Annotated in this window: 38 protein-coding genes and 1 tRNA gene; 19 read left to right on the top strand and 20 right to left on the bottom strand. The window is 72.2% G+C overall.

Annotated elements, in window-relative coordinates; all coding sequences use genetic code 11:
• From DQE82_RS26770 to DQE82_RS26760, 3 genes are read left to right on the top strand one after another with little or no spacing between them, the layout of a single operon-like run.
• Positions 1 to 447, top strand: a complete 447-nt coding sequence (locus DQE82_RS26770) for a minor capsid protein (protein WP_113974549.1) — start codon at positions 1 to 3, stop codon at positions 445 to 447.
• A 14-nt stretch (positions 448 to 461) separates the two neighbouring features.
• Positions 462 to 1,229, top strand: a complete 768-nt coding sequence (locus DQE82_RS26765) for a phage tail tube protein (RefSeq protein ID WP_113974548.1) — start codon at positions 462 to 464, stop codon at positions 1,227 to 1,229.
• Complete coding sequence (locus tag DQE82_RS26760) at positions 1,229 to 1,789, top strand: hypothetical protein (protein WP_113974547.1); 561 nt, start codon at positions 1,229 to 1,231, stop codon at positions 1,787 to 1,789. Before DQE82_RS26765 ends, DQE82_RS26760 begins: the two co-directional genes overlap by 1 nt.
• Positions 1,790 to 1,973: 184 nt before the next feature.
• On the opposite strand, the gene DQE82_RS26750 is transcribed toward DQE82_RS26760, so the two are convergent.
• Entirely contained in the window at positions 1,974 to 2,381 is a 408-nt protein-coding gene (locus DQE82_RS26750; protein ID WP_147265172.1) for a hypothetical protein, read from the bottom strand.
• 69 nt (positions 2,382 to 2,450) lie between these two features.
• Here DQE82_RS26750 and DQE82_RS26745 point away from each other — a divergent pair, with 69 nt between their 5' ends.
• The 8 genes from DQE82_RS26745 to DQE82_RS26710 all read left to right on the top strand — a co-directional run bounded on the left by DQE82_RS26745 (position 2,451) and on the right by DQE82_RS26710 (position 9,138).
• Positions 2,451 to 4,409, top strand: coding sequence for a phage tail tape measure protein (locus DQE82_RS26745; protein WP_113974545.1), 1,959 nt, complete (start codon positions 2,451 to 2,453; stop codon positions 4,407 to 4,409).
• 9 nt (positions 4,410 to 4,418) lie between these two features.
• Positions 4,419 to 6,377, top strand: a complete 1,959-nt coding sequence (locus tag DQE82_RS26740; protein WP_147265171.1) for a LamG domain-containing protein — start codon at positions 4,419 to 4,421, stop codon at positions 6,375 to 6,377.
• A 10-nt stretch (positions 6,378 to 6,387) separates the two neighbouring features.
• Positions 6,388 to 6,942, top strand: coding sequence for a hypothetical protein (locus DQE82_RS26735; RefSeq protein WP_113974543.1), 555 nt, complete (start codon positions 6,388 to 6,390; stop codon positions 6,940 to 6,942).
• A complete protein-coding gene (locus tag DQE82_RS26730) occupies positions 6,942 to 7,253 on the top strand; it encodes a hypothetical protein (protein WP_147265170.1) in 312 nt (103 codons plus the stop codon). The genes DQE82_RS26735 and DQE82_RS26730 overlap by 1 nt, the downstream gene beginning before the upstream one ends.
• Positions 7,250 to 8,104 carry a hypothetical protein gene (locus DQE82_RS26725; protein WP_233514796.1) on the top strand — a complete coding sequence of 285 codons (855 nt, stop codon included), beginning with the start codon at positions 7,250 to 7,252 and terminating at the stop codon, positions 8,102 to 8,104. The genes DQE82_RS26730 and DQE82_RS26725 overlap by 4 nt, the downstream gene beginning before the upstream one ends.
• 51 nt (positions 8,105 to 8,155) lie before the next feature.
• Entirely contained in the window at positions 8,156 to 8,419 is a 264-nt protein-coding gene (locus DQE82_RS26720; protein WP_113974541.1) for a hypothetical protein, read from the top strand.
• Positions 8,416 to 8,652, top strand: a complete 237-nt coding sequence (locus tag DQE82_RS26715) for a hypothetical protein (RefSeq protein ID WP_113974540.1) — start codon at positions 8,416 to 8,418, stop codon at positions 8,650 to 8,652. Before DQE82_RS26720 ends, DQE82_RS26715 begins: the two co-directional genes overlap by 4 nt.
• Positions 8,653 to 8,883: 231 nt before the next feature.
• Entirely contained in the window at positions 8,884 to 9,138 is a 255-nt protein-coding gene (locus DQE82_RS26710) for a holin (protein ID WP_113974539.1), read from the top strand.
• A 59-nt stretch (positions 9,139 to 9,197) separates the two neighbouring features.
• Here DQE82_RS26710 and DQE82_RS26705 read toward each other — a convergent pair whose 3' ends face one another.
• Positions 9,198 to 9,380 carry a hypothetical protein gene (locus tag DQE82_RS26705; RefSeq protein ID WP_113974538.1) on the bottom strand — a complete coding sequence of 61 codons (183 nt, stop codon included), beginning with the start codon at positions 9,378 to 9,380 and terminating at the stop codon, positions 9,198 to 9,200.
• Between the two features lie 102 nt (positions 9,381 to 9,482).
• Entirely contained in the window at positions 9,483 to 9,731 is a 249-nt protein-coding gene (locus DQE82_RS26700; RefSeq protein ID WP_113974537.1) for a hypothetical protein, read from the bottom strand.
• Positions 9,732 to 9,864: 133 nt separating this feature from the next.
• Here DQE82_RS26700 and DQE82_RS26695 point away from each other — a divergent pair, with 133 nt between their 5' ends.
• Positions 9,865 to 10,071, top strand: coding sequence for a helix-turn-helix domain-containing protein (locus DQE82_RS26695; RefSeq protein WP_113974536.1), 207 nt, complete (start codon positions 9,865 to 9,867; stop codon positions 10,069 to 10,071).
• Positions 10,072 to 10,132: 61 nt separating this feature from the next.
• Here DQE82_RS26695 and DQE82_RS26690 read toward each other — a convergent pair whose 3' ends face one another.
• From DQE82_RS26690 to DQE82_RS26665, 7 genes are all read right to left on the bottom strand, one after another.
• Entirely contained in the window at positions 10,133 to 10,429 is a 297-nt protein-coding gene (locus DQE82_RS26690; protein ID WP_113974535.1) for a hypothetical protein, read from the bottom strand.
• Between the two features lie 214 nt (positions 10,430 to 10,643).
• Positions 10,644 to 12,641 carry a hypothetical protein gene (locus tag DQE82_RS26685; RefSeq protein ID WP_113974534.1) on the bottom strand — a complete coding sequence of 666 codons (1,998 nt, stop codon included), beginning with the start codon at positions 12,639 to 12,641 and terminating at the stop codon, positions 10,644 to 10,646.
• A complete protein-coding gene (locus tag DQE82_RS26680) occupies positions 12,641 to 13,000 on the bottom strand; it encodes a hypothetical protein (protein WP_113974533.1) in 360 nt (119 codons plus the stop codon). Before DQE82_RS26680 ends, DQE82_RS26685 begins: the two co-directional genes overlap by 1 nt.
• Before the next feature lie 14 nt (positions 13,001 to 13,014).
• Positions 13,015 to 13,245, bottom strand: coding sequence for a hypothetical protein (locus DQE82_RS26675; protein ID WP_113974532.1), 231 nt, complete (start codon positions 13,243 to 13,245; stop codon positions 13,015 to 13,017).
• Between the two features lie 76 nt (positions 13,246 to 13,321).
• Positions 13,322 to 13,501, bottom strand: a complete 180-nt coding sequence (locus DQE82_RS26670) for a hypothetical protein (protein WP_233514795.1) — start codon at positions 13,499 to 13,501, stop codon at positions 13,322 to 13,324.
• An 8-nt stretch (positions 13,502 to 13,509) separates the two neighbouring features.
• Positions 13,510 to 13,653, bottom strand: a complete 144-nt coding sequence (locus tag DQE82_RS30730) for a hypothetical protein (protein ID WP_158560016.1) — start codon at positions 13,651 to 13,653, stop codon at positions 13,510 to 13,512.
• Between the two features lies 1 nt (position 13,654).
• The gene (locus DQE82_RS26665) at positions 13,655 to 14,965 is read right to left on the bottom strand and encodes a hypothetical protein (RefSeq protein ID WP_113974530.1); all 1,311 of its coding nucleotides are present in this window, start codon (positions 14,963 to 14,965) and stop codon (positions 13,655 to 13,657) included.
• Positions 14,966 to 15,019: 54 nt separating this feature from the next.
• Between DQE82_RS26665 and DQE82_RS26660 the strand changes: the two genes are divergently transcribed.
• Positions 15,020 to 15,310 (top strand): hypothetical protein, encoded by a 291-nt coding sequence (locus tag DQE82_RS26660; protein ID WP_113974529.1) that lies wholly within the window; start codon positions 15,020 to 15,022, stop codon positions 15,308 to 15,310.
• A gap of 205 nt (positions 15,311 to 15,515) precedes the next feature.
• Here the strand turns inward: DQE82_RS26660 and DQE82_RS26655 are convergent, their stop codons facing one another.
• Positions 15,516 to 15,704: a hypothetical protein gene (locus tag DQE82_RS26655; RefSeq protein WP_147265169.1), complete on the bottom strand. Its 189-nt coding sequence runs from the start codon at positions 15,702 to 15,704 to the stop codon at positions 15,516 to 15,518.
• Positions 15,692 to 15,862, bottom strand: a complete 171-nt coding sequence (locus DQE82_RS30725; protein ID WP_158560015.1) for a hypothetical protein — start codon at positions 15,860 to 15,862, stop codon at positions 15,692 to 15,694. The genes DQE82_RS26655 and DQE82_RS30725 overlap by 13 nt, the downstream gene beginning before the upstream one ends.
• Positions 15,863 to 16,068: 206 nt before the next feature.
• Here DQE82_RS30725 and DQE82_RS26650 point away from each other — a divergent pair, with 206 nt between their 5' ends.
• Complete coding sequence (locus tag DQE82_RS26650) at positions 16,069 to 16,308, top strand: winged helix-turn-helix domain-containing protein (protein WP_113974527.1); 240 nt, start codon at positions 16,069 to 16,071, stop codon at positions 16,306 to 16,308.
• Positions 16,309 to 16,520: 212 nt separating this feature from the next.
• Positions 16,521 to 16,946 carry a hypothetical protein gene (locus tag DQE82_RS26645; RefSeq protein ID WP_113974526.1) on the top strand — a complete coding sequence of 142 codons (426 nt, stop codon included), beginning with the start codon at positions 16,521 to 16,523 and terminating at the stop codon, positions 16,944 to 16,946.
• 81 nt (positions 16,947 to 17,027) lie between these two features.
• Here DQE82_RS26645 and DQE82_RS26640 read toward each other — a convergent pair.
• Positions 17,028 to 17,114: transfer RNA gene (locus tag DQE82_RS26640), tRNA-Ser, on the bottom strand.
• A gap of 96 nt (positions 17,115 to 17,210) precedes the next feature.
• On the opposite strand from DQE82_RS26640, the gene DQE82_RS26635 reads away from it, so the two are divergent.
• Entirely contained in the window at positions 17,211 to 17,750 is a 540-nt protein-coding gene (locus tag DQE82_RS26635) for an AAA family ATPase (RefSeq protein WP_233514794.1), read from the top strand.
• 9 nt (positions 17,751 to 17,759) lie between these two features.
• Positions 17,760 to 18,734, top strand: coding sequence for an NAD(P)H-quinone oxidoreductase (locus DQE82_RS26630; protein WP_043327780.1), 975 nt, complete (start codon positions 17,760 to 17,762; stop codon positions 18,732 to 18,734).
• Between the two features lie 3 nt (positions 18,735 to 18,737).
• Here DQE82_RS26630 and soxR read toward each other — a convergent pair whose 3' ends face one another.
• Positions 18,738 to 19,190: a redox-sensitive transcriptional activator SoxR gene (gene soxR, locus DQE82_RS26625; protein WP_030499370.1), complete on the bottom strand. Its 453-nt coding sequence runs from the start codon at positions 19,188 to 19,190 to the stop codon at positions 18,738 to 18,740.
• A 46-nt stretch (positions 19,191 to 19,236) separates the two neighbouring features.
• On the opposite strand from soxR, the gene DQE82_RS26620 reads away from it, so the two are divergent.
• Together DQE82_RS26620 and DQE82_RS26615 are read left to right on the top strand one after the other, a co-directional pair.
• Positions 19,237 to 19,920: a transketolase gene (locus DQE82_RS26620; RefSeq protein ID WP_043327779.1), complete on the top strand. Its 684-nt coding sequence runs from the start codon at positions 19,237 to 19,239 to the stop codon at positions 19,918 to 19,920.
• Positions 19,921 to 19,934: 14 nt separating this feature from the next.
• A complete protein-coding gene (locus DQE82_RS26615; protein WP_199496127.1) occupies positions 19,935 to 20,810 on the top strand; it encodes a transketolase family protein in 876 nt (291 codons plus the stop codon).
• A gap of 70 nt (positions 20,811 to 20,880) precedes the next feature.
• Here the strand turns inward: DQE82_RS26615 and DQE82_RS26610 are convergent, their stop codons facing one another.
• The 6 genes from DQE82_RS26610 to DQE82_RS26585 form a co-directional block, all read right to left on the bottom strand.
• Positions 20,881 to 21,591 carry a glycosyltransferase family 2 protein gene (locus tag DQE82_RS26610; protein ID WP_043327778.1) on the bottom strand — a complete coding sequence of 237 codons (711 nt, stop codon included), beginning with the start codon at positions 21,589 to 21,591 and terminating at the stop codon, positions 20,881 to 20,883.
• A gap of 78 nt (positions 21,592 to 21,669) precedes the next feature.
• Positions 21,670 to 22,254, bottom strand: a complete 585-nt coding sequence (locus tag DQE82_RS26605) for a hypothetical protein (RefSeq protein WP_069089216.1) — start codon at positions 22,252 to 22,254, stop codon at positions 21,670 to 21,672.
• Between the two features lie 59 nt (positions 22,255 to 22,313).
• Complete coding sequence (locus tag DQE82_RS26600; RefSeq protein ID WP_113974524.1) at positions 22,314 to 23,720, bottom strand: sensor histidine kinase KdpD; 1,407 nt, start codon at positions 23,718 to 23,720, stop codon at positions 22,314 to 22,316.
• Positions 23,713 to 24,396, bottom strand: coding sequence for a response regulator transcription factor (locus DQE82_RS26595; RefSeq protein WP_064448115.1), 684 nt, complete (start codon positions 24,394 to 24,396; stop codon positions 23,713 to 23,715). The genes DQE82_RS26600 and DQE82_RS26595 overlap by 8 nt, the downstream gene beginning before the upstream one ends.
• A gap of 68 nt (positions 24,397 to 24,464) precedes the next feature.
• Positions 24,465 to 24,977 carry a hypothetical protein gene (locus DQE82_RS26590; protein ID WP_064448114.1) on the bottom strand — a complete coding sequence of 171 codons (513 nt, stop codon included), beginning with the start codon at positions 24,975 to 24,977 and terminating at the stop codon, positions 24,465 to 24,467.
• Positions 24,978 to 25,085: 108 nt separating this feature from the next.
• The gene (locus DQE82_RS26585) at positions 25,086 to 26,258 is read right to left on the bottom strand and encodes an acetyl-CoA C-acyltransferase (protein WP_113974523.1); all 1,173 of its coding nucleotides are present in this window, start codon (positions 26,256 to 26,258) and stop codon (positions 25,086 to 25,088) included.
• Positions 26,259 to 26,279 lie beyond the last annotated feature (21 nt).

Here is a 26,279-nt window from a genome sequence, read left to right as displayed (position 1 = left end):
ATGGCGACCGGTGACGGCTGGACCTCCCGACTCCTCACCGGCTGCGCCGAGCACCTCCAGGCCGCTGGCGTGGCAACGTGGCGGGCCTCCGGCGCCTACCAGGCGAACGAGGTCGGCATCTACATCCGCGCCATCCCCGCCACCCCCGACCGGATCATCACCCTGGCCCCGTACGTCGTCGCCTCACCGACCGGCCTCGCCGACTACACCCAGGGCGTTCAGATCCGCGTACGCGGCACGAAGGACCCCCGGGTGGCCGAGGACATGGCCGACGCCATCTTCGAGGCCCTCGACAGCGCTCACGGCCTGTCCTGGGGCGGAATCCCGATCGTCCAGTGCTACCGGCAGTCGTACACGGCGCTCGGCGCCGACGACAACAGCCGGTGGGAGAGCAGCAGCAACTACTACGTCGAGGCCATGCGCCCGACACCCAACCGCACCGACTGAGCGAGGAGTACGTCATGCCGACGACCCCCACCACCCGCGTGACCGCCCTCGCCCGGCGGATGCGCGTCGACATCGACACCGCCACCTACCCGGCCAGCCAGTACCAGCAGCTCATGGGCATGCAGGAGGTCAAGCTCGTCGAGGAGCTGCGCACCGAAGGCGACGAGGCGTACGAGGACGACGGCGCCGCCCGCGAGCAGGTCACCGGCTACAGCTGGCGGCTGGAAATCAAGCTGCTCCACTCGAAGAACGCCGCCGGCAGTGCCCTCGACACCGTGCACCGGTTCCTGCGCACGAAGTTCGAGGCCGCGAAGCTCGGCGCGCAGGGGGCCGCCGAGTTCGGGGTCCGCTGGTACGACAAGGACGGCCTGGACGACGGCAACGCCAAGGAGGGCCGCGCCTTCGTCAAGGCGTTCCCGCCGGACGGCGGAAGCCCCGGCGCCCTCGACGTCATCTCCCTGGTCATCCAGGGCCAGGGCAAGCTCCTCCCGATCAGCAACCCGGCCGGCAACGCGCTGCCGGCGGTGACCGGGCTCGTCCCGTCGGGCGGCTCCACCGCCGGCGGGAACCTCGTCCAGATCTTCGGCGCGAAGTTCACCGGCGCGACCGGCGCCGCTGCGGTGAAGTTCGGTGCGAACAACGCCACCAACTACACCGTCGTCACCGACTCGCTGATCGTGGCCACCGCCCCGGCCGGCACGGCAGGCGCGAAGGACGTCACGGTCACCACGCCGGGCGGCACCTCGCCGAACACCACCGCCGACGACTACCTGTACGCCTGATGGCGACGCTCTCCGGGCTCAGCCAGTACTTCGACCCGGGCCTCACCCTCGGTGGGGTGCCGGGCCGGGACGGCACCGAGCGGGAGTACGTGGTGCCCCTGCCCGACGCGGAGCTGGGCCTGTGGTGTCAGCTCCTCGCCGAGGCCGGGGGGCGGATCCACGCCGCGTCGACCGAGGAGGAGATGCAGGCCGCGATCGGCCGCATCGAGGCGCTGCCGGAGCTGAAGGGCGACGACCTGACGCTGGCGCAGCGCACCCTCGGCGACGCCTACCAGGCGATGATGGCCGACGGGGTGTCTCACCCGCACATCCAGTACTGCGGCGCGACCGCGTACGCGTGGATCGTGGGCGGCGAGGAGGCCGCCGAGCGGTACTGGAAGTCCGGTGGCCGCCCGGAAGCGTGGCGCCCGGCGAACCGCAAGGAACGCCGGGCAGCTGGGCAGACCAGTACGGGCGCGGCCGGCAGGACCCGCACACCGGCCTCTACGAGTGGTACGACATCCCCGAGCAGGTCGTCCGGGAGAGGACGGGCGAGGGGCTCTCGTGGGCGCAGATCCTGACGCACTGGCCGCTCATCGAGGCTGACCTCCAGTCGGAGTACGGCATCGACGTCGAGGACCGGGCGCTGATGCGCGCCCGGCCGTGGCGGTGGCTGGAGGCCCGGATCGTCGGCCTGCTCGCGGCGGACACCCGGCTGCACCGGGCGCTCGCCCCCGAGCCGGAGACTCCGGACCTCCCCGGCCGCTAGATCGCCTTGACGATCGCCACCATCCCGGCGCGGGCCTCGTCGCTGGTCAGGTCCTGCTCCCGGGCCGTCCACGACAGCACGTAGCGGCCCGCCTGGCGGGTGTCACCCGCCTTGCCGAGTTCCTTCGCCCACCGGGCGGCGGTGGCCTCGTCGGCGAACTCCAGCACGGTGACCGCGTCGGTGGTGACGCGGGACTCGCAGCCCTTCGCGGTGTCGCCTTCCTTCGCCCGGCACCCGTCGGAGGTGTCGCGCGGGTTCGGGGCCGGCCACTTGGCGGCGATGGCGTCCACGGCTTGCTGTGCCCCGCTCTTCGCCGGTGCTGGCGCGGCCGGCTCGTCGGTTCCTCCGCATCCGGCGAGCGCGCCGACCAGCGCAACACAGACCAGAGCGTGACGTGCCCTCATAACTACCTCCCGTAGCGGTACGTGACCCGAGCACGGTACCGACGTGCGTCCACCGAGGAGGTCATCCGAATGGCGCTGAAGCTGGGCGAGCTGGTGGCCTACCTGAAGGCCGACGACACACACCTGGCGCGCGGCGTGAAGGCCGCCCAGGACCGGATGCGGCAGGCCGGCCAGAAGGCCCGCGAGTACGCGCCCGTCGTCGGCGCCGCGATGGCCGCCGGGATCGGCGCGGGGCTGCTCGGCGGCATGAACCTGGAGGCCGCCCGCGCGAAGCTCAGCGCGCAGGTGGGCGATCCGGCGCTCGCGCAGCGCATCGGTGAGGCCGCCGGCCGCGTCTACGGCCGAGGCTTCGGCGAGACCGCCGCAGACGCCATGCTGGCCGCCCGAGCGGTCATGCAGTCCGGTCTCCTGCCGAAGAACGCCGACGCGGCGATCATCGAGGACATCACCGTCAAGGCCCAGACCCTGGCGCAGGTCTTCGACCTGGACGTCACCCAGGCCGCCCGGGCGGCCGGACAGATGGTCAAGACCGGCCTGGCGCGCAACGCCGAAGAGGCCCTCGACATCATCACCAGGGGCTTCCAGGAGAGCGGCGATCAGGCCGGGGACCTGCTCGACAACTTCAGCGAGTACTCCACCCAGTTCCGCAAGCTCGGCCTGTCCGGGGCGGACGCGATGGGCCTGATGAACCAAGGCGTGCAGGCGGGCGCGCGTGACCTCGACACGGTCGCGGACGCGCTGAAGGAGTTCGCGATCCGGGCCGCCGACGGGTCGAAGAGCAGCGCGGAGGGCTTCAAGGCGATCGGCCTCAACGCCGACAAGATGACGGCGATCTTCGCCAAGGGCGGCCCGGCCGCCCGCGACGCCCTCGGCACCGTGCTGGAGCGGCTCCAGGCGATGAAGGACCCGACCGAGCGCGAGGCCGCCGCGGTGGCGCTGTTCGGCACGAAGGCCGAGGACCTCCAGGGTGCCCTCGGGGCGCTGGACCTCGACACCGCCGCGAAGTCCCTGGGCAATGTCGGCGGCGCCGCCGGGCGGGCCGGAGATGCCCTGGAGAAGACCTCCGCGCAGAAGCTGGAGGCGTTCAAGCGGCAGGTCCAGTCCGCGCTCGTCGAGAAGATCGGCGAGGCCATCCCCACCCTGGAGAAGGTCGGGAAGTGGGCCATCGACAACTCGTCCACCCTGCTCACGGTGGGCGGTGTCATCGCCGGGCTGGCGGTCAGCGTGTGGGCGGTCCAGGGGGCGATGGCCGCGTGGAACGCGGTGACGCTGATCTGGACCGGGATCACGAAGGTCGCGACGGCCGCGCAGTGGCTGTGGAACGCCGCGATGATGGCCAACCCCATCGGTCTGGTCATCCTCGCGATCGTCGCCCTGGTCGCCGGGATCTACCTGCTCTGGACGAACAGCGAGGCCTTCCGCAAGTTCTTCATCGGCCTGTGGGAGCACGTGAGCAGCTTTGTGGTGGCCGTCTTCCAGAAATGGTGGTCGGTCTTCTCCGGGTTCTGGGGCGCGGTCCTGTCCGGCATCGCCTCCGCCGGCCGGTGGATCAGGGACAAGGTCGGTGACCTCGTCGGGTGGTTCACCGGGCTGCCGGGGCGGCTGCGTCGTGGGCTGGCCAACGTCGCGTCGGTCGTTTCTGCCCCGTTCCGTGCCGGTTTCAACGCGGTAGCGCGCGCGTGGAACGCGACCGTGGGCCGGCTGTCCTGGTCGGTGCCCAGCTGGGTGCCCGGGATCGGCGGCCGGTCTATCAGCGCTCCGCGCCTGCCGATGCTGGCCAAGGGCGGTCACATCCTCGGCGCGGGCATGGCGATCGTCGGCGAGGCCGGGCCGGAGCTGGTGCATCTGGGCCGCGGCGCGACCGTGCAGCCCCTGACCGGCGCCGGCAGCGGCGGGGGTGGGGGTGGGATCGGCGTGCTTCGGCTCATCGTGGCCACGCCCGACGGCCGCACCCTCAAGAACGAGCTGATCGACGCGGCGAGCCTGCGCGGGCAGACCGTGGGCCGCTACCTCGGCGTCACCACGTAGGAGAGCCCGGTGAATCCCGACATCCGTGTGCGCGCTGCCCTGGACAGCGACCCAGCCGACCCGTCACCCGCGTGGACCGACATCACCAGCAGAGTTCACTACGGCGACGGCGGCCAAGAGGTACGAGTCACCATCGGCAGGCAAGACGAACAGGCCGACGTCAAGCCGACCGAGATGAGCTGGGCGGTCCGCAACGGCGACAACGCCATGACACCCAACAACTCGGCCAGCCCGTACGCTGGCCGCTGGGAGCAGGGACGCCGCGTCCAGATCGCCGAAGTTGTCGGCGGAAACGAGTACTTGCTCGGCACCGGCTTCCTGGAGATCCCCGACATGCAGATCGTGGACCCGCGCAGCTCCCAGCCGGTGACTGTCTCGGCAGTCGACTGGATGGGCCGGCTGGAGTCCGCGCCAACCTTCGAGGGCACGCTCGCCGAGCACATCAGGTCGCACGGCGGGCCGATGGTGCTGCACTTCCCGCTCACCGACCCGGGCATTCCGATGATGGCGTCGAACGCGGCTGCGCAACTGAGCATGCTGGTCGGCCAGGTTGGTGCCTTCCCGCCCCTACCCAACGTCGACCCGGAGCAGCTGATCAGCCCTGCATCGCTGGACGGGCCGCCCGGGGATGACCAGTCCTACCCCCAATGGCTTCAGTCAATGTCCGAGGACGGGCTGACGTTCAACGGGAACGCGAGTCTGGTGTCTCGCGACCTGAACGTTCAGGTCGCATCGGGCCAGACCATCGCAGTCACCTTCTGGGCGTACCTCGAATCACACAAGGTCAACGCGGGCATCACCCCGCCGAACAGCAGCGCCCTCTGGCTGACCACGGACGACCACGATGAGCAGATCACCGTGGGCGGCGACCCGAGCGCGAACATCTGGCGTGCGACCGTGTCTGTCAACGGCGGTGCCCCTACCGCCGCGGTGAGCGGCCGTCAGCTGGAGACTGAGGCGTGGCGGTTGGTGACTGTCCGGTACACCCTTCCGTCCGGTGCGATCGACTTCTGGGTCGGAGCCGACGTGCAGGTCACCGCGACGACGCCATCGCCGCCTGGGTCGATCACGTTCAACCAGCTCCACATCGGCTACGCCTTGTGGAAGGGCTCGCTCGGGCACGTGCAGGTGCGGGTCGGTCCAGCCGCCTCGACGATGCCGTGGGCGGAGCATCTGGCTCAACACCGGCACGGGTACCGCGGCCTTGACCGGCAGACGGTGGCAGAGCGCATCGTGACCCTGGCGGGCTACGCCGGCGTGCCCGCCACGGAAGTCGTCGTGCCGGAGGCGTGCTCGACGCCGATGCAGGCTGCCCGCCTCGCAGGTCTGGGCCCCGCTGAGGGGTTGCGGCGGGCGGCAACCACCGGACAGGACATCCTTATCACGGACGGGGCGGGCCGGATCACTGCCGTGCCCCGATCTCGCCGGTACAACCAGGCGATCGACCTGGCGATCCCGTTCGGCTGGGTCGGCTACCGCGGTCTGCGGTACCGGCCTGACAAGCCCGTCACTGATGTGACCGTGACCCGGACCGGCGGGGGTGCTGTTCGCCGCAGCAACCGCGCCTTGGCGCTGCGGTACGGCGTCACCGGGCAACAGTACGAGCTGGACAGTTCGATCGACTCTGACCCGGCGAACCTGGCCTCGTGGGCGCTGGCGGCGTTCGGTCAGTCGCGGACCCGCGCGCCCAGCATCCGCATCAACATGCTGCGACGCACGCTCTCGGAGCGGCAGCAGCTGCTCGCCCTGAAGGTCGGCTCCCGGATCCAAATCACCGGGCTACCCGCTGGCAGCCCGGACGACGTGGGGCATCTCATCGTTCAGGGCATCGATCACACGATCGGCCCGGGAGCCCGTCGGTTCATCCAGTTCAACACGTCGCCGCTACTCGGCCCGGCCGCCGGCCAGCCGCCAGCGGGCGTGATGGTCGGGGATCTGGCCGCTTCTACCGCCGTCATCGCCTACTGAGGAGGTGTCCGTGCCTTCCGTACCCGAGACCAAGGCCGCCTGGACCAACGGCGTTGACGCCCTCAGCTCCACGAACCTGCACGCCTACCTGCGGGATCCTCTGCGGTTCCTCATGCACAAGCCCGCCGCCGTGCTACGCCAGTCGGCCGCGCAGTCCCTGACGAGCGCCACGTGGGTGGCGTTGACGATGGGCGTGGAGGACCTGGACGACGACCCGGATGGGGCGGGTGGGCACTCCACCGTGTCTAACACGAGTCGCTACACCGCCCGCTACCCCGGCTGGTACTGGCTTGGCGGCGGCGTGACGATCACGGCCAACGCCACCGGCACGCGCGGCTGCCGGTGGGCGGTCAACGGCACTCCCGTCAACGGCGGCTCCGTGGTGCTGCCACCCACCGGCAGTGGCGGTACCCGGGTGCCCGCCCGCGCGCACCTGGTTTACCTCAACGAGGGCGACTACGTGGAGTTGCAGGGCACCCAGTCCTCTGGCGGATCGCTGAACACCATCGTCATCGGTGAGGAGCAGGCCAGCATGTGCGTGTCCTGGGATCGGCTGGCCGCCTGATGGCCGCATACCTGCGGCTGGAGACAGCGGCCGCCGGTATCCACCTGCACGAGCTGCCCGACGGGCACAGCGACGAGGACCTGGCCGCGCTGCGCGCCCGGTACGGGATCCCCAACGACTGGCAGGACCACCCTGACCGGGGGCAGCCGACAACCCGGCTGCCGGGCGGGGGCTACGCCCCGCCCTCAGGGCAGGGCTGGGACGTGTCGCTGATCGACGGCCCGCTGCACCCATCGCTGCTGGCCATCGCCACGGTGCACGCACTGGCTCATGACCCCGAAGACGCCTTTCCTGAGGAGAACCGTCGATGACCTCTGCGCCCCCGAACCTGCTCGCTGTCCGCACGCTGCTCCTGACCTACCTGAACGTCGACAAGGATCGGACGCGCGTCGACGACCTGGAGCCGGCCGAGGTCGGCATCGTCGGCGACGCCGACCACCGGGGCGGCTACCACTGCGGCTCCAACCGGGTCGTCACGAACGACTACTCGGTGATCGAGTCGTCCCGGGACCGGTCCGGGTTGACGCTGTTCGCGTCGGCGCTGGACGTCGGCCCCTTCTCGGTGCGCTCCGGCGGCGCCACCCACAATCTGCGGACGTTCTCGGCGTGGTTGGTGGCGCAGTGCGTGGCGAACGCGGCCGACGCCCGCGACATCCGGGAGGTCATCTACTCGCCGGACGGGCGGACGGTACGCCGCTGGGACCGGCTCGGCCGCCGCGCCTCGGGCGACTCCAGCCACCTCTGGCACACGCACATCAGCTTCTTCCGGGACGCGACCCGGGCGGGCCGGGACCTCACCCCGCTGTTCCGCCGCTACCTGATCCACATCGGCCTGATCAAGGCTCCGGCGCCGAAACCGGCACCGGCCACACCAGCGAAGGAGATCGACGTGCAGCTCACCGACAAGGTGCCGGGCACCGACAACCCCAACCGGACCGTCGGCGCGATCCTCGCCGACCTGTCCAACCTGCGCAACGAGCTGGTCACCCCGGCCGGCCGGTACGAGGGCCCGGGCCGCGCGGCGGCTGGCGCGCTGGTGCTCGCGCCCGCGCAGCTCGTCGAGCAGCACGCCGCCCTGGTCGCGAAGGTCGAGGGGATGGCCGCCGACATCGCCGCGATCCGCGAGGCCATCACCACGCCCACCACCCCGCAGCAGCACTGACGACCGTCCAGCGCACGTCTGGGCAGGTCAACCGGAAGGGCAGGCATGTGAGTGACACTGCAGCAACGCATCCCGCTCGTGCGGGATCTCGCCACCCTCGCAGCCGGGCTGGCGGGGTTCGCGTACAGCCTGAAGACGGGCGCTGGCCTGCCGCCTCTGCTGGTGAGCGCCGCTCTGATGGCCGGTCCGGGCGTGCTGCAGCTCGTCCTGGCGGGGCATATCCCGGGCGGTGGGCTGTCGTCGGCACCGGCGTCGCCGGAGCCGCCGCCGCCCTCGTCATCGCCGTCTCCCGTGCCGTCGGTGGGTGACCGGTGAGCCCGCACAGGCGGCCGGTGCCGCTCTGGTATGCGCTGCTCGCCGTGCTGGTCTCCGTCCTTGCGGTGTCGGGGGCGGGCATCTGGTACACGCACCACGCGCAGCAGGTCGCGGACCGGCGCTGGTGTGAGCTGTTCTCGGTACTGGGGGAGGGCGGCCCGCCGGCGGAGACGGACCGGGGTGTTCGCATCGCCCAGGAGGTATCGCAGTTGCGCGCCGAACTCGGCTGCTAGCTCGGGGTAGCCCGGCCTCGGTGTTCGTGCTGGTGCTGCGTGGTCTTCCCGCAGCCCGGCTGTCGGCAGCGCCACTGCCGGCCCATCTCCCTACAGCCCTCCACCGGGCAGGCACCCCACGCCGGGACGGTGTCGGTGTGCCCGTCCGGGCAGGGCTGCGGGATCTCTGCCAGCCCGTCTGGCGTCCGTACGTACCGCTGCACCATCCGACCGTACCCAGGAGGAAGCACCATGTGGACTCGCACGTTCTGGAAGCAGGCCCTCGAACGGGCCTTCAAGACGTTCGCCCAGGCCGCCCTCGCGCTGTTCGCCGGTGACGGCCTCGGCGTGCTGGACATCGACTGGGGCGCGGTCGCCTCGGTGGGTGCGCTCGCGGCCATCGCGTCGGTCCTGACGTCGGTGGTGTCGGCTCCGGCCGGTGAGCCGGCCAGCCCGTCGCTGGTGGAGCTGCCGTCGTCCCCGGCCCCGTCGCGCGACCTGGCCTGACCGCTGCACAACGAAGCGCCCCCGCTCGGCTCCGGCCGGGTGGGGGCGCTTTCGTGTATTCAGAAGCGGGCGGCCAGCTCGGTCACCATCTCGTTGATGCGCCGCTCGATCGCGTCGTGCAGCCGGTCGGCCTGCCGTTCGGTCTGCCCTGCCGCCGCGCTGCCCAGCGCTCGGTAGCGGCCGGCGGCGTCCTTGGTGCGGCCGTACTCGCGGATCAGGTCCATCAGGGTCGGCTCGGTCATGTCACGGGTTCCTCTCGGACAAGTTGACCCTGGGCAGGGGGTGGGGCGGGGGTGGGGAATGGGAGCGCTCCCAGGATGGGGGTGGGGCAGGGCCCCCGCCCCTCAGTAGTAGTCGTCCCAGCCGTCGGCCGCCCGCTGCGGGCTGCACCGCCGGTGGATGACCTCGCCGTTCTCGACGCAGATCAGGCTGTCCGGGCCGGCGACCTGGCCGCCGCAGTCGGCGCACGGGCCGTTGCTCTCGCAGTCGCCGCAGGTGGCCTCGGTGGCGTGGACCTCGGCGCTGCACAGGTCCGAGCCGGGGATCCAGGTGTAGGTGTAGGTGTCCGTCGCGGTCTTGATGCCCTTCGCCATTTCCGTCTCCCTCGCTCGCTCCCTTGTGCCTATAGCTTAACGCATGGAGTGGACGATCGTCAACTACTTCCCCAACCTTTTTCCCTACGGTTTTTGGGTTGACGTTCGTCCACTGGGCGGCTATGTTTGTAGCATGGGAAACCCGACCCTCGACCCCGACATCCCCCGCCTCTACTCCCTCGCCGAAGCCGCCGCCGTGCTCGGCTACGGCTCCAAGCAGGGCCTCCACAGGCGGATCCAGGCGGGCGAGATCCCCTGCCGGTACGTCGGCACCACGCTGGTCCTGCGCGCCGACCTCATCGACGCCCTCGCCGCGCAGGAGAACCCCGCCACCGAGTAGCTCGCACACGACAGCGCCCCCGCCGGCACAAGCCGCGCGGGGGCGCTCACGCACTCCAGCACTACCGCAGCCAGTACACCGCTCCGCCCGCCAGCGCCACCAGCACGAGGCCACCCAGGGCGAGCGCCGGCCGATGCAGGCCCATCCGGACCGACCACCGCCAGCGCCGCCACAACCACAGCGCCACGCCCAGCCCAGCCGCCGCCGCAGCGAGCGCCGTGAGCCGGGGCAGCCACCACGCCGACCACCGCAGCGCCAGCCACAACGCCATCCCTGCGGCGGCGACGAGCATCAGCGTCGGCAGCACCCGGCGCATGAACCACCGGACGCCCTCCACTACCGCGAACCACCGCCACATCCGGCGCCCGAACTCGTTCGCAGCACCCCGCCGGGCCGTCCCGAACCACTCCACAGCTCACTCACTCTCCGTCGATCTTCACGGGCTTCACGGACTTCACGCTTCACGGACTTCACGGCCCCGGAGATCGCGCGCACGCGCACGCGTAGGGGCAGGTTGCGGGCCTGCACGTGAAGCGCGTAAATACACGCCTGACGCGCAGGCCCGCGTGACGCTACGTAGCGGACGCGCCCACCAGCTCGGGCATGAGCACCTCGTAGACCCCGCTGTTGGCACCACGGCGCAGCATCTGCTCCGGGCCCGGCTGGCAGAACTCCTTGAGGATCTTCGTGATGGTCGGCGGTCGGAGCCCGTCCTCGCCGACGATGTCGACGATCGGCGCGAACGAGGACGGCTTGACGTACTGGATGCCCTGCTCCCGCGCCTGCTCGATGGCCTGCCGGAACAGCGACCGCACCTCAGCCGGAGTGAACTTCTGGCCCGACGCCGGCTCCACGAACAGCTCGATCCGGGGCCGGGAAGGCACGGTGAGCGGCTGCCGCGGGTCCTCATCGGGTGGGCAGTCCGGGTCGACCTGCAGCGGCGGGCACTCCGGGTCGTCCTCCTCGCCCAGGCCGCCATCCTCGTCCGGCTCCTCGATCTCGCCCGGCTCACCGGCCGGCACCGGCAGGTGCGGCGCGGGCTGCTCGTTGGGCTGCTCGACGGCCGTGAGGTAGGCCGTCAGCTCGGCGATGACCAGGTCGCGGTCCGGCCGGAAGGTTCTGGCCGGCAGCGAGTAGTCCTCTTGGTCGACGCCGGGCAGCTCCGCGTACAGCGCGCCCGGCATCTTGTTCTGCCACTGGCCCGGGTCGGCGCCCGCGAGGATGGTTTCCTCGCTGAGTACGCGCCCGGCCTCCGCGGTGTTCTTCACGCCCATGCAGATCACGCCTCCGATGGTGGATCGGACCGAGGTCGGGAGCCGGTCCCCGGTCGCGCGCTGGATTCCGAGGAGCATGAAGATGCCGACGGACCGGATCGACTCGGCCAGCTCGACGAGGGTGTCCTCAGCCTCGATGAACTTGCTGGCCTCGTCGACGATGACTACCTCGAAGGGCGGGCACTTCGCGCATCCGGCAGTCCACTGCTCGTGGCCGTGGCCGCCGATCTGCTCGGCGCGGCGCGCGACCAGGTCGACCAGCGAGTCGAGGAACCGCTCGCCCTCGGTCGCGTCGCAGATCATCGTGTGCATCGCGGCCCGGAACTCGGCGGGGAGCTGCTTGCCCTTCCGCCCGTCGATGTACGTGACCCGGGCGTCGACCCGGGACCGGGCCTCGACAGCCAGGGTGATCTGCAACTCGGTCTTGCCCGAGCCGGACTGGCCGAGCAGCACCAGCACACCGATCGCGTTGCGGCCCTCGCCGCCGGGCAGCAGCAGGGGCAACGCCTTGCCGGTCTGGTAGACGGCGAGCCGGAGCGGCTCAGCGATGGACCCACCCGGGGACGACAGGCCGGGCCACGCCGGCGGGTTTTCCAGCATGTCCACCGGGCTGATCTCGATGCGGCCCGGGCGCGGGCTGCGCCGGTCGGGCACCATCCGCACGCCGCCCACCGGCACGTTGTGCTGCGAGGCGATGGCGGTGCGCACCTCGGGCTTCATGAGCTGCCCGAAGTCGCCGCCCGGGTTCATCTCGACCTCGGTGATGACCCGCCCGTCGACGACCTTCGGACGGCCGGTCTTCCCGACGTCCTGCAACTCCTTGACCCGGTCGGCCAGCTCACCGAACAGGCTCGGTCGTGAGTCGGTGCCGTCGCCGCGCATGAGCCGGGTCACGGCCAGGCCGACGCACGCGGTGGCCGACACCATCAGGTAGACCATGACCGAGTCGAAGGTCCAGCCGCGGAAGGTGAGGACCCACAGCCCGGCGCACGAGGTGGCCGACATCAGCATCGACATGAGCCGCAGTTCCGGTCGGGCGGTGCGGGCCCGGCCGACTTTCCAGGTCGCCCAGACGATGGCCGTGGAGCAGGCGAGGAGCAGCGCGGAGCGCCACGCCGACTGCCAGGGTGTCGGGTGCGCGTGGGCGCCCCACACCATGGACAGGACGCCGGAGGCGATCAGGCAGGCGATGGACGCCGCGGCGGGCACCAGGTACGGCAGGGGGTTGGCCTGCACGGTGTAGGTGGCGCCGCGCGCGGCGTGGCCGATCGCGGTCGTGGTGGTGGTGCGGCTCATCAGGAGGCTCGCTTCCGGGTGCGCGCGGTGACCTCGAAGTCGGACCGGTCGGCGGCCTCGTCGTCGAGGGCGGTCACGAACGCCTCGAAGCGGTTCTTGCAGACCTTGGCGTAGCTGGCCACGGCCAGCATCGCGTCGGCGCACTTGACCAGCGGCAGGGCGACCATGCGTCCCCACCAGGCGGCGCGGGCGCGGCCGAGGCCGTGGCGGCGGCCGTACCGCTGGATCTTCATGCGGATCAAGCCGGACAGCTCGTCGAGTTCGTCGTGGCCGGCGACGCCGACCTGGCGGATGCCTTCCAGCATCTTGATGAGGTCCTCGTCGGTGCGGATGTCGTCGTCGGGCAGGAGGCGGGCCATCTGGTGCTCCTCGGTCAGTTGGCGGGGCGGCGGTAGGCGTAGGCGATGGCCGTGAGGATCGTGACCACCGCCAGGACCAGGGGGAACGTGCGGGACTCCAGGGTGAGGCGGCCGGCGGTGGACGCGGCGAACGCGGCGGCGGCGACCAGGGCGGCGAGGCTGGCGGCGGTCCAGAAAACCGGGCCGGGGCGCGGGGTGGGCGGGTCGTCGAGGGCCAGGTCGATGTCGTCGTCGAGGTGCTGCATGATGGGTGTCTCCTTCTGGGAGGCGGCGCCCGGTCCGGCTGTAGGAGGTGGGGCCGGGCGCCGCAACTTTGGTGGGTCAGACGGTGAAGTCGATGTCGAGGCGCTTCCACCACGGGAGGCGCTTCTCGGAGGCGATGACGCGGGCGTTGGCGTCCAGGTAGGCGTCGGTCTCCTCCCGGTCGCGCTCGCTGATGCTCGCCAGCTCGCGGCGGGCCGCCCGGTGCGCGGCCCGGGCCTTGCGGGTCTTCTCGCTCATGCGGAACATCAGCGCTGGGCCTTCCTCTGCTCGGCGATCATTCGGGCACCGCGACGGGCCAACGGGGTCTCGACGCCGGCCGCCTTGTCGGCCTGCTCCTTCCGCTGCGCTCGCAGGGTCTCGGTGATCGAGGGGATGGCGGACTCGGACATGTCACTGCTCCTTCGGGGCGTTGTCGGCCATCCACCGGTTGGCGGTGGCCTTGCTGACTCCGGCCGCCTCACCCAGCTCCGCGCCGGTCGGCCGCCGGCCGTGCCTCTTGCTGAGCCGGTTGAACGCGGCCCGGATGCGCCGGTCGTTGTCGCCCGACGCGCCGGTGGTGAGTCGCTCGGTGACGCGCCGCTGAGCCGGGCGCTGAGTCGCTGCGGCGGGTCGCGGTGAGTCGGTGACCGGCTCAGCGACCGGGCCGGGAACCGGCTCACGGACCGGCTCAGCGGGAGGCTCGGGGGTCGGGCCGATCTGCGCCGCGATGTGAGCCGGCATCCGGATCCCGCCCAGCTCCACCACCGGCTCACCGGGCGGCCGCCGGAACGCCCGGTCGTGCTCGCCCCGGAGCCGGTCGGTGGCCTGCCGCATGATGAGCCGAACCTCGTCGAGGGTCTGCCGTCCCCGCTCGTCGAGGTCGTCCTCCGTGCGGAACAGCTCCCGCTCGGCGGACAGCGTTAGGCGGATCTGGCGGCGGGCGGCCTCGACGTCGGCGGGCGTGGCCGCCTTGGTGAGCTGCTGCACGCGCTTGCGGGCGGCGACGAGCGGGTCACGGCGCGGGGGCGCCTTCTTCTGGTCGGCGCGGGCGACGGCGGCTTGCTGCTGGGCGTGCAGCTCCAGGCCAGCGTCGACCAGGGCGGCGATGCGCCGCTGCGCGAACACCTCGCTGAGGTCGTCGACGGCGCCGGGCTTCTTCCAGCCCCACCGCACCAGCAGCCGGTCCGGCGTCCAGATCCAGTTGGACTCCTGCCGCGCGCCAGTCCGGGCCCTGCGCGCCTGGAGCTTCTGCGTCCACAGGGCGGCGCCGACCAGCGGGGAGAAGAACCGGAAGAACCACGTGGCGGCGTTGCCGCCGGCGAAGCTGACGGTGATCGACGCGGCCGAGGACAGCGCCCAGATGATGAGCAGGTAGCTGCCGATGCGGGCGTTCGTGTCGTCGCGGAGCTTCCGCAGCGCGGATGCTCCCTGCGAGTAGATGACCACGTCGTACGCGGCGAACATCACCAGCGTCAGCGGGATCGGCACGCCGAGCTTGTGGTGCACCACCTCGAACATGCCTTCGGTGGTGACGACCAGGAACAGCAGTACGCCGAGGTTAGCGGCCAGCTCGTCGTGCTGGTGGTTCTTGGCGAACCGGCGGATGGTCCGGGCGGCGATGAGCGCGCCGATGATCCCGGCGCCGACGGCGACGTGCTGCGCGTTCTGCTGCGCCAGGTCGAGTGCCGGGCCGACCCAGCTGAGCCAGTCGGGGAGGTTCATGCCCAACAGTGTGCCACACTTACAACGGATGCCACAGTTACCACACTACGGAGGATGATCGTGCCGGTACTCGCCACGCTGGCCACAGCCGCTACGATCACCACGATGGCCGGCACAGTCGAAGAGCTTGAAGCCCGCCTCGACCGTGGCGACTGGTTGCTCCCCGGCGAGGTGGCGAAGCTGCTCGGCATCGACCGGACCACGGTGATCCGCGCCTACCTCAACCCGGAGCCGCCGAAGATCCGTTTCCGGCGCCGGGCTGGCTCGGGTGGGTACCGCGAGTGCCATCCCGGGGATGTGCGCGCCGAGCTGGACCGGCGCCGCCAGGTGCACGGCGAGTCGTAGACCCGACATAGAGACGCCCCCGACCGGACTGGTCGGGGGCGTCTTCTTGTTCAGCGCCGGCTATTCGTCTCCCGCCCGGCGGAAGGCCCGCAGCCAGGGGTCCGGCAGCCGCAGTACCCGCCGTACGGAAGCAGCTCGCGGTCCCCGGCGCAGCGGTGGGTGCCGGACGCCATGGCGCAGCCGAGGCAACGCGGCTGCGGGGCGGTCATCGGCGGCCGAGCGCGACGGCCCGGGCCGTCCGGTGGGCGGCGAGCTGCTGGGCGGCGTGCCTGCCGGTCTCGCATCGGCCGGCCGCGCAGTCCCGGCACCGGCGGTGCGCCTCCACGATCATCGCCGCGACCGCCACGTCACCGCGCTGCCCGATGTCCGGGCACATCGCGGTCACAGCGTCCACCCGGCGATCCCGGCCACCATGAGGACCAGGACGACGGCGGCCACGGTCCACCCGGCGAGCAGGTGCCGGCGTGCGGGCGGGGCGGGGCGGGGAGGCTGGGGGACGGCGGCGCCGTCGGGGCAGCGGCCGCCGGGCCAGGTCATCCGGTGCGGGTCCACGGCCGCCTCCTTCGCGGTGGAGGGTGCCGGGCGGGGCGGTGTGATCGGGGGGACCGCGCCGGCCCCCGCCCGGCCGGGCCGCTTCGTTGCTGACGAGAGGCCCTCAACCGGCAACCTAGAACGCAGTGCATGCAGAGTCAACACTGCATGCACAGTGGGTCACGATCAGTGGGACGCTCAGAGGGCTGACGAGAGGTGGCCCCGCCATGCCCAGACGACCCGTGTACGAACAGGTGATCGACGACATCACCACCGCGATTCGGACCGGCCAGCTGAAGCCGGGCGACCGGCTGCCGTCGATCGCCGACCTGTGCGTCCAGTACGAGGCGTCGGCGACGCCGATCCGGCACGCGCTGCTGCTGCTGGACGCCCGCGGCTGGATCGAGACGCATCAGGGCCGCGGGTCGTTCGTGGCTGCCCATCCGCCGGGTACTGCCGCCGGGTAGTTGCCGCAGGTAAACTAGCGGCCGTCGATCGGTAGCCGCATGATCACTCATTCTTCGCTATCTGAACAGTTTGCCGACGCAAGTTGCACCACCACCAGTCCCATAGGAAAGACTCCCACGATGAAAAACCCGTGGGGGATCGATCTTCAGCACTTGCCCGGCCGCCGTGCCGGCCGGCACGGAGCGGAGGTGGCGACACGTTGTATCACCACGTGAAGCGCCCGACCCCGATCCTGTCGGGCGTCGCCGGTGGCATCTGCGCACTCGGCGTCATCGCCGTCGTCGCCCGAGCTCTGCACACCTTCACCGACTTCACCCTCGCCCCACCCTTCGACACCTTCTCCTTCCTCCTCGCGCTCGTATGCTGGTTCGCCGCCCCGGCCATGGTCGGCTGGATCCGCACCCTGTCCATCCGGCAGCAGAACGCGGAGCTGAGGGCCGAGAACCGCCGGCTGCTGGCCGAAGCCACGGAGCGCGAGTCGCTGCTGGAGAGGATCCGCCTCTGCGACCAGGAGGTCGAGGTCGTCAAGGTGAAGGTCGGCAAGGTGCTGCGGATGCTGGAGCAGCAGCAGATCCCGGTCGGGGACACCCAGGATCTCCGGCGTCTGCACTCCATCAACGGCGGCGGTGGAGCATAGTCCCCCCACCTGCCCCCCACCAGCGAACAGCCCCCGCCTGAAGGCGGGGGCTGAGCTGCATAGAGGGAGATCCACTCTCGGCGGAGGGTGTGGGATTCGAACCCACGAAGACATCGCTGCCTTACCGGTTTTCAAGACCAGCGCCATCGGCCACTAGGCGAACCCTCCCGGCACGCCCCCGAGGGGTGCGCGACCGGGACCCAGTCTGCCACGAACCCCGTACCGGGCAAGCCGCCGTCCCACCTCCGTTGCGAGAATGTGTGCGTGTGGGAGAGTCCGGCAGTGGTGCTGATCAGCGGAATCATGGCCGCAGGCAAGTCCACAGTGGCCGAAGGGCTGGCCCGGCGGCTGCCCCGCTCGGTGCATCTGCGCGGCGACGTGTTCCGCCGCGTGATCGTCAACGGGCGGGCCGACATGACCGCCGAGCCGACCGACGAGGCGCTGCGGCAGCTCCGGCTGCGCTACGACCTGGCCGCCTCGACCGCCGACCGGTACGCAGCGGCGGGCTTCACCGTCGTACTCCAGGATGTGGTCCTCGGCGCGGACCTGCCGGCCATGGTCGGCCGGATCCGGCACCGGCCGCTCGCCGTGGTGGTGCTCGCGCCCCGCGCCGAGGTGGTCGCGGCCCGCGAGCGGGACCGGCCCAAGACGGGGTACGGGGACTGGCCGGTGGCGGACCTGGACGCCGGGTTCCGGGCCGACACGCCCCGGATCGGGCTCTGGCTGGACACGTCCGACCAGACGCCGGACGAGACGGTGGCCGAGATCCTCGCCCGCGCGTGGACCGAAGGGCAGATCGGGTAAGACTGAGTCATGCGCGCGATCACGATCACGGAACCCGGCGGACCCGAGGCGCTCGTCTGGACCCACGTGCCGGACCCGGAGCCCGGCCCCGGCGAGGTGGTCGTGGAGGTGCGGGCCAGCGCGGTGAACCGGGCCGACCTGTTGCAGCGGCAGGGGCACTACCCGCCGCCGCCGGGCGCGTCCGCGTACCCCGGTCTGGAATGTTCGGGGACGGTGCGGGCGCTCGGTCCCGGCGTGACCGGCTGGTCGGTGGGTCAGGAGGTCTGCGCGCTGCTCGCCGGCGGCGGCTACGCCGAGCAGGTCGCGGTGCCGGCCGGGCAGTTGCTGCCGGTGCCGGCCGGGGTGGAGCTGGTCGACGCGGCGGCGCTGCCGGAGGTGGCCTGCACGGTCTGGTCGAACGTGGTGGACCTGGCCCGGCTGGCCGAGGGTGACACGCTGCTGGTGCACGGCGGCGGCAGCGGGATCGGCACGTTCGCGATCCAGCTCGGCGTGGCGCTCGGCGCGACAGTGGTGGTGACCGCCCGCTCGGCGAAGCACGACCGGCTGCGGGAGCTGGGCGCCGCGCACACGATCGACTACCGGGAGCAGGACTTCGTGGACGAGGTACGCCGGGTGACCGACGGCCGGGGCGCGGACGTGATCCTGGACATCATGGGCGCGTCCTACCTGCCCCGGAACGTGGCGGCGCTGGCGACCGGCGGGCGGCTCGTGGTGATCGGCATGCAGGGCGGCCGCAAGGGCGAACTCGACCTGGGGATGCTGCTGGCGAAGCGGGCGGCGGTGCACGCGACAGCGCTGCGGTCCCGTCCGGACGAGCAGAAGGCGGCGATCGTCCGGGGCGTACGCGATCAGGTGTGGCCGCTGGTGGAGGCGGGCCGGGTCCGGCCGGTGGTGCACGCCCGGGTGGACATGGCCGACGCCGCCGCCGCGCACCGCCTGGTCGAGACCAACGACCACCTGGGCAAGGTGCTGCTGGTCCGGTGACGGTCAGCCCTGGCCGGGGCGCGGGAGCATGAGACGCGGGCCGGGGCCCTCGTCGGCGAGCGAGTCGCCGGGGTTGTAGAGCGTGCAGCGCTGCAACGACAGGCAGCCGCAGCCGATGCAGCCGTCCAGGTCGTCGCGGAGCTTGCCAAGCAGCCGGATCCGCTCGTCCAGCCGGTCCCGCCAGGCGCGGGACAGCGCGGCCCAGTCGTCGGGCGTGGGGGTACGCCCCGACGGCAGCGAGTCGAGCGCCGCGCGGATCTCCTCCAGCGAGACACCTACCTGCTGGGAGATCCGGATGAACGCGACCCGGCGCAGCTCGGTGCGGGCGTAGCGGCGCTGGTTCCCGCCGGTGCGGGCGGCGTGGATCAGGCCGAGCCGCTCGTAGTAGCGCAGCGCCGAGGGGGCGACGCCACTGCGGTCGGCGAGCTGTCCGATGGTCAGTGTTGCTTCGTGCATCACACGGCCTTGAGTTGAAGTTCGCTTCAAGTCCGAGGCTATCGGTATGACGACGACCACCGCCACCGAGCTGGGCGCGCTGCTGGACCGGGTGCGCGCCGGCCGCGAGTTCGGCGCCAACGTGTACTCGACGCTGGACGTGCTCCAGGTGCTCTACGACCGGGTGCTCCGGATCACCCCGGCCACCGTGGACGACCCGGACCGGGACCGCTTCCTGCTCTCCAAGGGGCACGCGGTCGCCGGCTACTACGCGCTGCTCGCCGCCCGCGGCTTCGTACCGCCCGATTGGCTGGACGACCAGGGCGGCCCGGCCAGCCGCCTCGGCGACCACCCGGACCGCACGCTCGTGCCGGGCGTCGAGATCGGTTCCGGTTCGCTCGGCCACGGCCTCGGGCTGGGCGTGGGCACCGCGCTCGGGCTGCGGGCCCAGGGCCGCACCGACCCCCGGGTGTACGTGCTGCTCGGCGACGCCGAACTGGACGAGGGCTCCAACCACGAGGCGATCGCGTACGCGGGCGCGACCGGGCTGGGCAACCTGACCGCGATCGTGCTGGACAACCGCTCGGCCACGTACGGCTGGCCGGGTGGCGCGGCGAGCCGGTTCACGGTGAACGGGTGGAGCGCCGCCACCGTCGACGGGCGCGACCACGACGCCCTGCACGCCGCCCTCACCGGGCACGACGATCACCGGCCGCACGTCGTCGTCGCGGTCGTCACGGACGGAGAGTGAGCATGAGCAGCACCATGCGGGACGCGTTCGTCATCAGCACCGAGGAGGTGCTCGCCGATCCGCGTACGACAGTCGTGCTCGCCGACATCTCCGCCGCCGCGTTCGAGCCGGCCGCCGCCCGGTACCCGGACCGGGTGATCAACGTCGGAATCCGGGAGCAGTTGATGGTCGGGGTCGCGGGTGGGCTGGCGCTGACCGGGCAGCGGCCGATCGTGCACAGCTACGCCCCGTTCCTGGTCGAGCGGGCGTACGAGCAGATCAAGCTGGACCTCGACCACCAGGGCGTCGGCGCGGTGCTCGTCGGCATCGGCGGCTCGTACGACCGGGCGGAGGCGGGACGCACCCACCTCGGTCCGGCCGACGTGGCGCTGATCGACACGCTCCACGGCTGGACCGTGCACGTGCCGGGGCACCCGGACGAGGTCCGGCCGCTGCTGCGCGACGTCGTGTGCGGGCAGGACTCGGCGTACCTGCGGTTGTCGATCCGGGCCAACGCGCGGGCGTACCCGGAGGCGGGTGACCTGCGGGTGGTGCGCGACGCCGGGCCGGGCGCGGCGCTGCTGGTGGCGGTCGGGCCGGTGTTGGACGCGGCGCTGGCCGCGACCGCCGACCGGGCGGTGACCGTGGCCTACACCCACCGGCCGCGCCCGTTCGACACGGCCGGGCTGCGGGCGCTGGCCGGAACCGAGGTGATGGTGGTCGAGCCGTACCTGGCGGGCACCTCGGCGCGGGTGGTGTCGGAGGCGCTGGCCGACCGGCCGCACCGGCTGCTGTCGCTGGGGGTGGGCCGCGAGGACCTGCGCCGCTACGGCAGCGCCGAGGACCACGAACGCTGGCACGGCCTGGACGCCGCCGGGCTGCGCCGCTCGGTGGACACGTTCCTCGGCTGAGCGCCCCGGACACGACGCAACCCCGCGACCTCGGCTCGTGCCGGGATCGCGGGGTTGCGGCGGTGCGGGCTCAGTGCGCGGCGGCGGGAGTGGCCGGGCGGCGGCGGGCGCGCTCGCGGGCCAGGATCCAAATCGCCTCGACGCCGTCCTTCCAGGTGATCTTCTTGCCCTCCTCGCGGCCCCGCGCGCGGTAGCTGATCGGCACCTCGTAGGGGCGAATGCGCTGGCGGAGCAGCTTGCCGGTGACCTCCGCCTCCATGCCGAAGCCCCGGGAGCGGACCTGCAGCGAGCGGTACAGCTCCAGCGGCATCAGCTTGAAGCAGGTCTCCAGGTCGCCGATGTAGGAGTTGTAGAGCACGTTCGCGGCGAGCGTGACGCCCTTGTTGCCCATCACGTACCAGAAGCTGTACGAGCTGTGGCTGCCGAAGGTCCGATTGCCGTAGACGACTGTCGCCCGACCGTCGAGCACCGGCTCCAGCAGACGCGGGATGTCCTGCGGGTCGTACTCGAGGTCGGCGTCGAGGATGACCATGTACTCGCCCTCGGCGCTGTCGACGGCGGTCTTGATGGCCGCGCCCTTGCCGGCGTTGCGCTGGTGGGTGATCACCCGGAGGCGCGCGTCGTCGACCCGGCCCAGAATCTCGCCGGTGCCGTCCCGGCTGCCGTCGTCCACGACGACAAGCTCGATCTCGCACGGGTAGTCGACCGCCAATGCCTGCTTGAGGGCATCCGCGATACGTTCTTCCTCGTTGTAGACCGGCATGAGGATCGAGAGCTTCACGGATTCTCCACGGAGGCGATGTCGGGTCGGGGCATAGCGTAGCCTGGCACATTGCTTCCGTCACGACAGCCCAGGCACCTATTCCTGGCGAATCGGAACCACCACGAGCCGGGCCACGTTCCCGCCGCCGTCCTTCGCTCCGGCCACCGCGACAGTCGTGCCGATCTTGATGTCGTTCGATCGGATCGCGGTCCGGCGCTCGACCACCCGCAGTTTGTCGCCGAACGTCCAGGTCGCTGTGAAACCGTCGGTGGATTTCACGGTCATCGACCGTTCGTCGATCGCGGTCACCTCGCCGCGCTGGACCGCCACCGTCCTGGTGCCGCCGTCCCTGGTCCGCACCACCGCCTCGCCGTGCAGCGTGTTGCGCCGCAGCAGCACCCGGGCCCGGTGGCGCTTGTTCCCCTCCGCCCGCTCGCCCTTGCCGTCCGGCCCGGCCTGCGGCGTACCGGTGGACGCCGGCGCGGCTACCGGTTCCACGTCCAGGTCACCGGCGTCGAGGCCGAGCGCGGCGAGCGCCTGGCCCTCCGCGCCCAGGGCGGCGCTCACCTCGACCGCCCGGTCGGGTTCCGCGCCGGGCCGGCTCGCGCCGCACCCGGCGAGTCCGAGCGCGGCGGCGGCGAGCAGCGCGGTGGCGCCGGTGACGATTCGCTGACGTGCCATCTGTGGTCCTTTCCTCGCGGTGACGACCCCGAGCGTTCCGCACCGACACGAGGGAACGGTCAAGCCGATGTTCGAGCCCGGTAAGGATCCGGGGGCACCACGACGGTGAAGGCGGCCCCGCCCTCCGGGGCGTGCCCGGCGGTGATGTCGCCGCCGAGCCGGCGGACCAGCCCGGCGGCCAGCGCCAGGCCCAGACCGCTGCCCACCTTGCGCACCCCCCGGTACCGCTGGTGCAGCGCGCCCCGCTCGAACGCCACGTCCAGGTCGTCGTCGGTGAGGCCGGGTCCGCCGTCCCGGACCTCCAGCGTCCCACCGCCCGCCGGACCGGCGGCCCGGACCGCGAGCACCACCGGCGCCCCCGGCGGTACGACCCGCAGCGCGTTCTCCAGCAGCCCGTCCACCACCTGCCGGATCCGGCCCGGATCGGTGTACGCCGGCACCGGCGCGTCCGGCGTCTCCAGCCGGAACGGCACCCCGAGCGCCGCACACCGGCCGGACCAGGCGCGCTCCGCGTCGGCGGCGAGCCGGGTCAGGTCGACCGGCACCGGTTCCAGCGGGAAGTCGACCGCCTCCAACCGGGCCAGCGCCAGCAGGTCGCGGACCAGCCGGTCCAGGTGTTCGGCCTCGGCGAGCACGGTCCGGCCGGTCGCCGGCACCGCGTCGGCCTCGATCACCCCGTCGGCCAGCGCCTCGGCGTAGCCACGGATCGCGGTCAGCGGGGTCCGCAACTCGTGCGAAACGGAGAGCAGGAACTCGCGCTGCCGCCCCTCGCTCGTGGCCAGCGCGGCGGCGAGGCCGTTGAGCGCGTACGCCAGGTCGGCCACCTCGTCGGGTGGCTCGACCGGCACCCGGACCGTCCGGTCCCCGGCCCGGAGCCGCGCGGCGGCGGTGGCGGCGGTACGGATCGGCCGGGCCAGCCGGCGGGCGAGCAGCAGTCCGGCGGCCGCCCCGGCGGCGAGTCCGGCGAGCAGCGGCAGCCAGAGTCCGCGCAGCACCTGCCGCCAGGGCGCGGCGCTGCGGGCGCGGGTCAGAACCACACCGTCCCCGCCGGGCAGCGCCCGCGCCTCGACCAGCCGGCGTTCCCCGTCGACGAGCCGCCGGCCGGAGACGTTGTCGCCGCCGGCCACCCGTGTCACGAGCTGTCGGGGCAGGCCCGGCCGGTCGGCCTGCCCGTCCCGGATCAGGTACACCTCGATCCGCTGCTGACCCAGTTGGCGGATGAGCCGGTCCCCGGCGCCGTCGCGCTGGCGTACCGCCCGCACCCGGAGCACGTCGGCGGCGAGCCGGGCCTGGGCGGCCAGCGCCTCCTGGTCCCGGCGCTCCGCGCCGCGTACCGCCAGGGGCACCGCCACCAGCGCGGTGACGAGCACCGACACGAGCGCCACCGCGCAGGTGGCCACTACCGCGCGGGCGGTGAGCGTCCGCCCGGGGCGGCGTGGCATCGGTCCGGGCGGCTGCTCAGGCATCGGCGGCGTACCCGACGCCCCGGTGGGTGCGGATCACGCTGTCCGGGCCGAGTTTGGCCCGGACCTGCGCCACGTGCACGTCGACGGTCCGGGTGCCGGCGTGCGCCGCGTACCCCCACACGCCGGCCAGCAGTTCCTCCCTGGTGAACACCCGGCCCGGACGGGCCATCAGGTGCGCGAGCAGGTCGAACTCGGTGGAGGTGAGCTGCACCGGCGTACCGGCGGCGGTCACCGTGCGGCGGGCCGGGTCGAGCGTGACGGCGCCGAGCGTGCGGGGCTGCTCGGCGGACACGCCGGACGTGCGGCGCAGCACCGCCCGCAGCCGGGCGAGCAGCTCGCGCGGGCTGAACGGCTTGGTGACGTAGTCGTCGGCGCCCAGTTCCAGCCCGACGACACGGTCCACCTCGTCGTCCCGGGCGGTGAGGAAGATGACCGGCGTCCAGTCGCCGGCCGCGCGCAGCCGACGGCAGATCTCGGTGCCGGCCAGGCCGGGCAGCGCGATGTCGAGCACGCAGGCCACCGGGCGCAGCCGCCGCGCGGCGGCCAGCCCGGCCTCGCCGTCACGTTCCAGGTGTACGCCGAACCCGTCCCGGGTCAGGTAGAGCCGGACCAGGTCGGCGATGGCGGGCTCGTCCTCCACCACGAGGACGAGCCCGGGCGGGGCGGCGGTGGTCACCGGCCCATGATGACCGACGGTCGACCGCCCGGCCGGTCAGGAAATGTTCGGATCCGGTAAGGAGAGTGTCAGCGGGCCGGCGCCGGCCGGAGCACTGTGGGCCGGGCGCTCGCCGGCGGCTCGCCGATCGTGGCGACGACCCGCTCGGCCGGAGCCCGCAGCCGGGTACGGAAGGCGTGGTTGAGCAGCGTGTCGAGCTGCCACACCTGCTTCGGGTGGTGGGTACGGATGACGAAACGCTCCCGCGCCCCGTCGATGGCGGTCGCCGCCAGCTCCACGCTGTGCGCCCGCGGGTCGGGGCTCCACGTCACGTTGCTCAGCTCGCGCAGCTCCGTGTTGAGGTGCAGGCGCAGCCGGTGCAGCACGCGGGTCTGCCGGGTGACCACCAGCCGCCGGTGGGTGAGCAGCATCAGGTAGTCGCCGCCGACCGGGTCGTCCGGGCGGCTGCACCGGGTGACCAGGATGGTGGCGTCGCCGGAGCCGACGCACCGGCGGAACACCGGCATGTGCCGGGTGACGGTCTGGGTCGCCAGGCCGGTCTCGGCGGCGGCCGGAAGGAACGTTCGCGAGAACACGTCCATGCCCGGTCCAACGACGCGATGACCAGGGGTGATATGGGTCACGCCCGATTTCTGGAACTTCCACACGTGCAAGTCGCACCTGAGGTGCGACACCGGCGGCCGGTCGGCTCAGAGCAACTCGACGATGGTGGCGTTGGCCATGCCGCCGCCTTCGCACATGGTCTGCAGGCCGTAGCGGATGCCGTTGTCCCGCATGTGCTGGAGCATCGTGGTCATGATCCGCGCGCCGGACCCGCCGAGCGGGTGACCGAGCGCGATCGCCCCGCCCCGGGGGTTGAGCCGCTCCGGGTCCGCCTCGGTCTCGGCCAGCCACGCCAGCGGCACCGGGGCGAACGCCTCGTTCACCTCGTACACGCCGATCTCCTCGATGCCCAGCCCCGCGCGGCGCAGCGCCTTCGCGGTGGCCGGGATCGGCGCGGTGAGCATGGTGACCGGGTCGTCGGCGGCGACCACTGCGGTGTGCACCCGGGCCAGCGGGCGCAGGCCGTGCCGGCTGGCCCACTCGGCGGTGGTGACCGCGAGCGCGGCGGCGCCGTCGGAGATCTGCGACGCGGAACCGGCGGTGACCACGCCGTCGGCGCGGAACGGGGTGGCCAGCTCGCCCAGCTTGGCCAGCGAGGTGTCACGGCGGATGCCCTCGTCGGCGGAGAACTTGCCGCCGTCGGCGAGCGCCACCGGCGCCAGCTCGGCCTCGAACGCGCCCGCGTCCTGCGCGGCTGCCGCCTTCTCGTGGCTGGCCAGCGCGAACTCGTCCAGCTGGGTACGCGAAAAGCGCCACCGCTGGGCGATCAGCTCGGCCCCGACGCCCTGGTTGAACGGCAGCGGAGAATCCGCCGCGACGCCGTCGACACCCCGGTAGCGCTCCAGGATGGCCGCGCTGAACGGCATCCCGCCGGCGACGCTGGACCCCATCGGCACCCGGGTCATCGACTCGACGCCACCGGCCACCACCAGGTCGGCCTGGCCGGAGAGCACAGTGGCGGCGGCGAAGTGCAGCGCCTGCTGGCTCGACCCGCACTGACGGTCGAGCGTGGTGCCCGGGACGGACTCCGGCCAGCCGGCGGCCAGCACCGCGTTGCGGGCCACGTTCCAGGACTGCTCGCCGACCTGCGACACACAGCCCCAGATCACGTCGTCGACCAGACCGGGGTCGATGCCGGTGCGCTCGGCGAGCGCACGCAGCACGTGCGCCGAGAGGTCGACCGGGTGCACTCCGGCGAGGCTGCCCTTGCGCCGCCCGACCGGGGTCCGTACCGCGCCGACGATGACCGCGTCACTCATGTCTACTCCCGGGTAACCTCG

This window comes from Micromonospora sp. LHW51205, assembly GCF_003315815.1.
GTDB classification, from domain to species: Bacteria; Actinomycetota; Actinomycetes; order Mycobacteriales; family Micromonosporaceae; genus Micromonospora; species Micromonospora chalcea.
The sequence above is the reverse complement of the archived record's forward strand: the minus strand, read 5'-3'. Positions and strand labels throughout refer to the sequence as shown.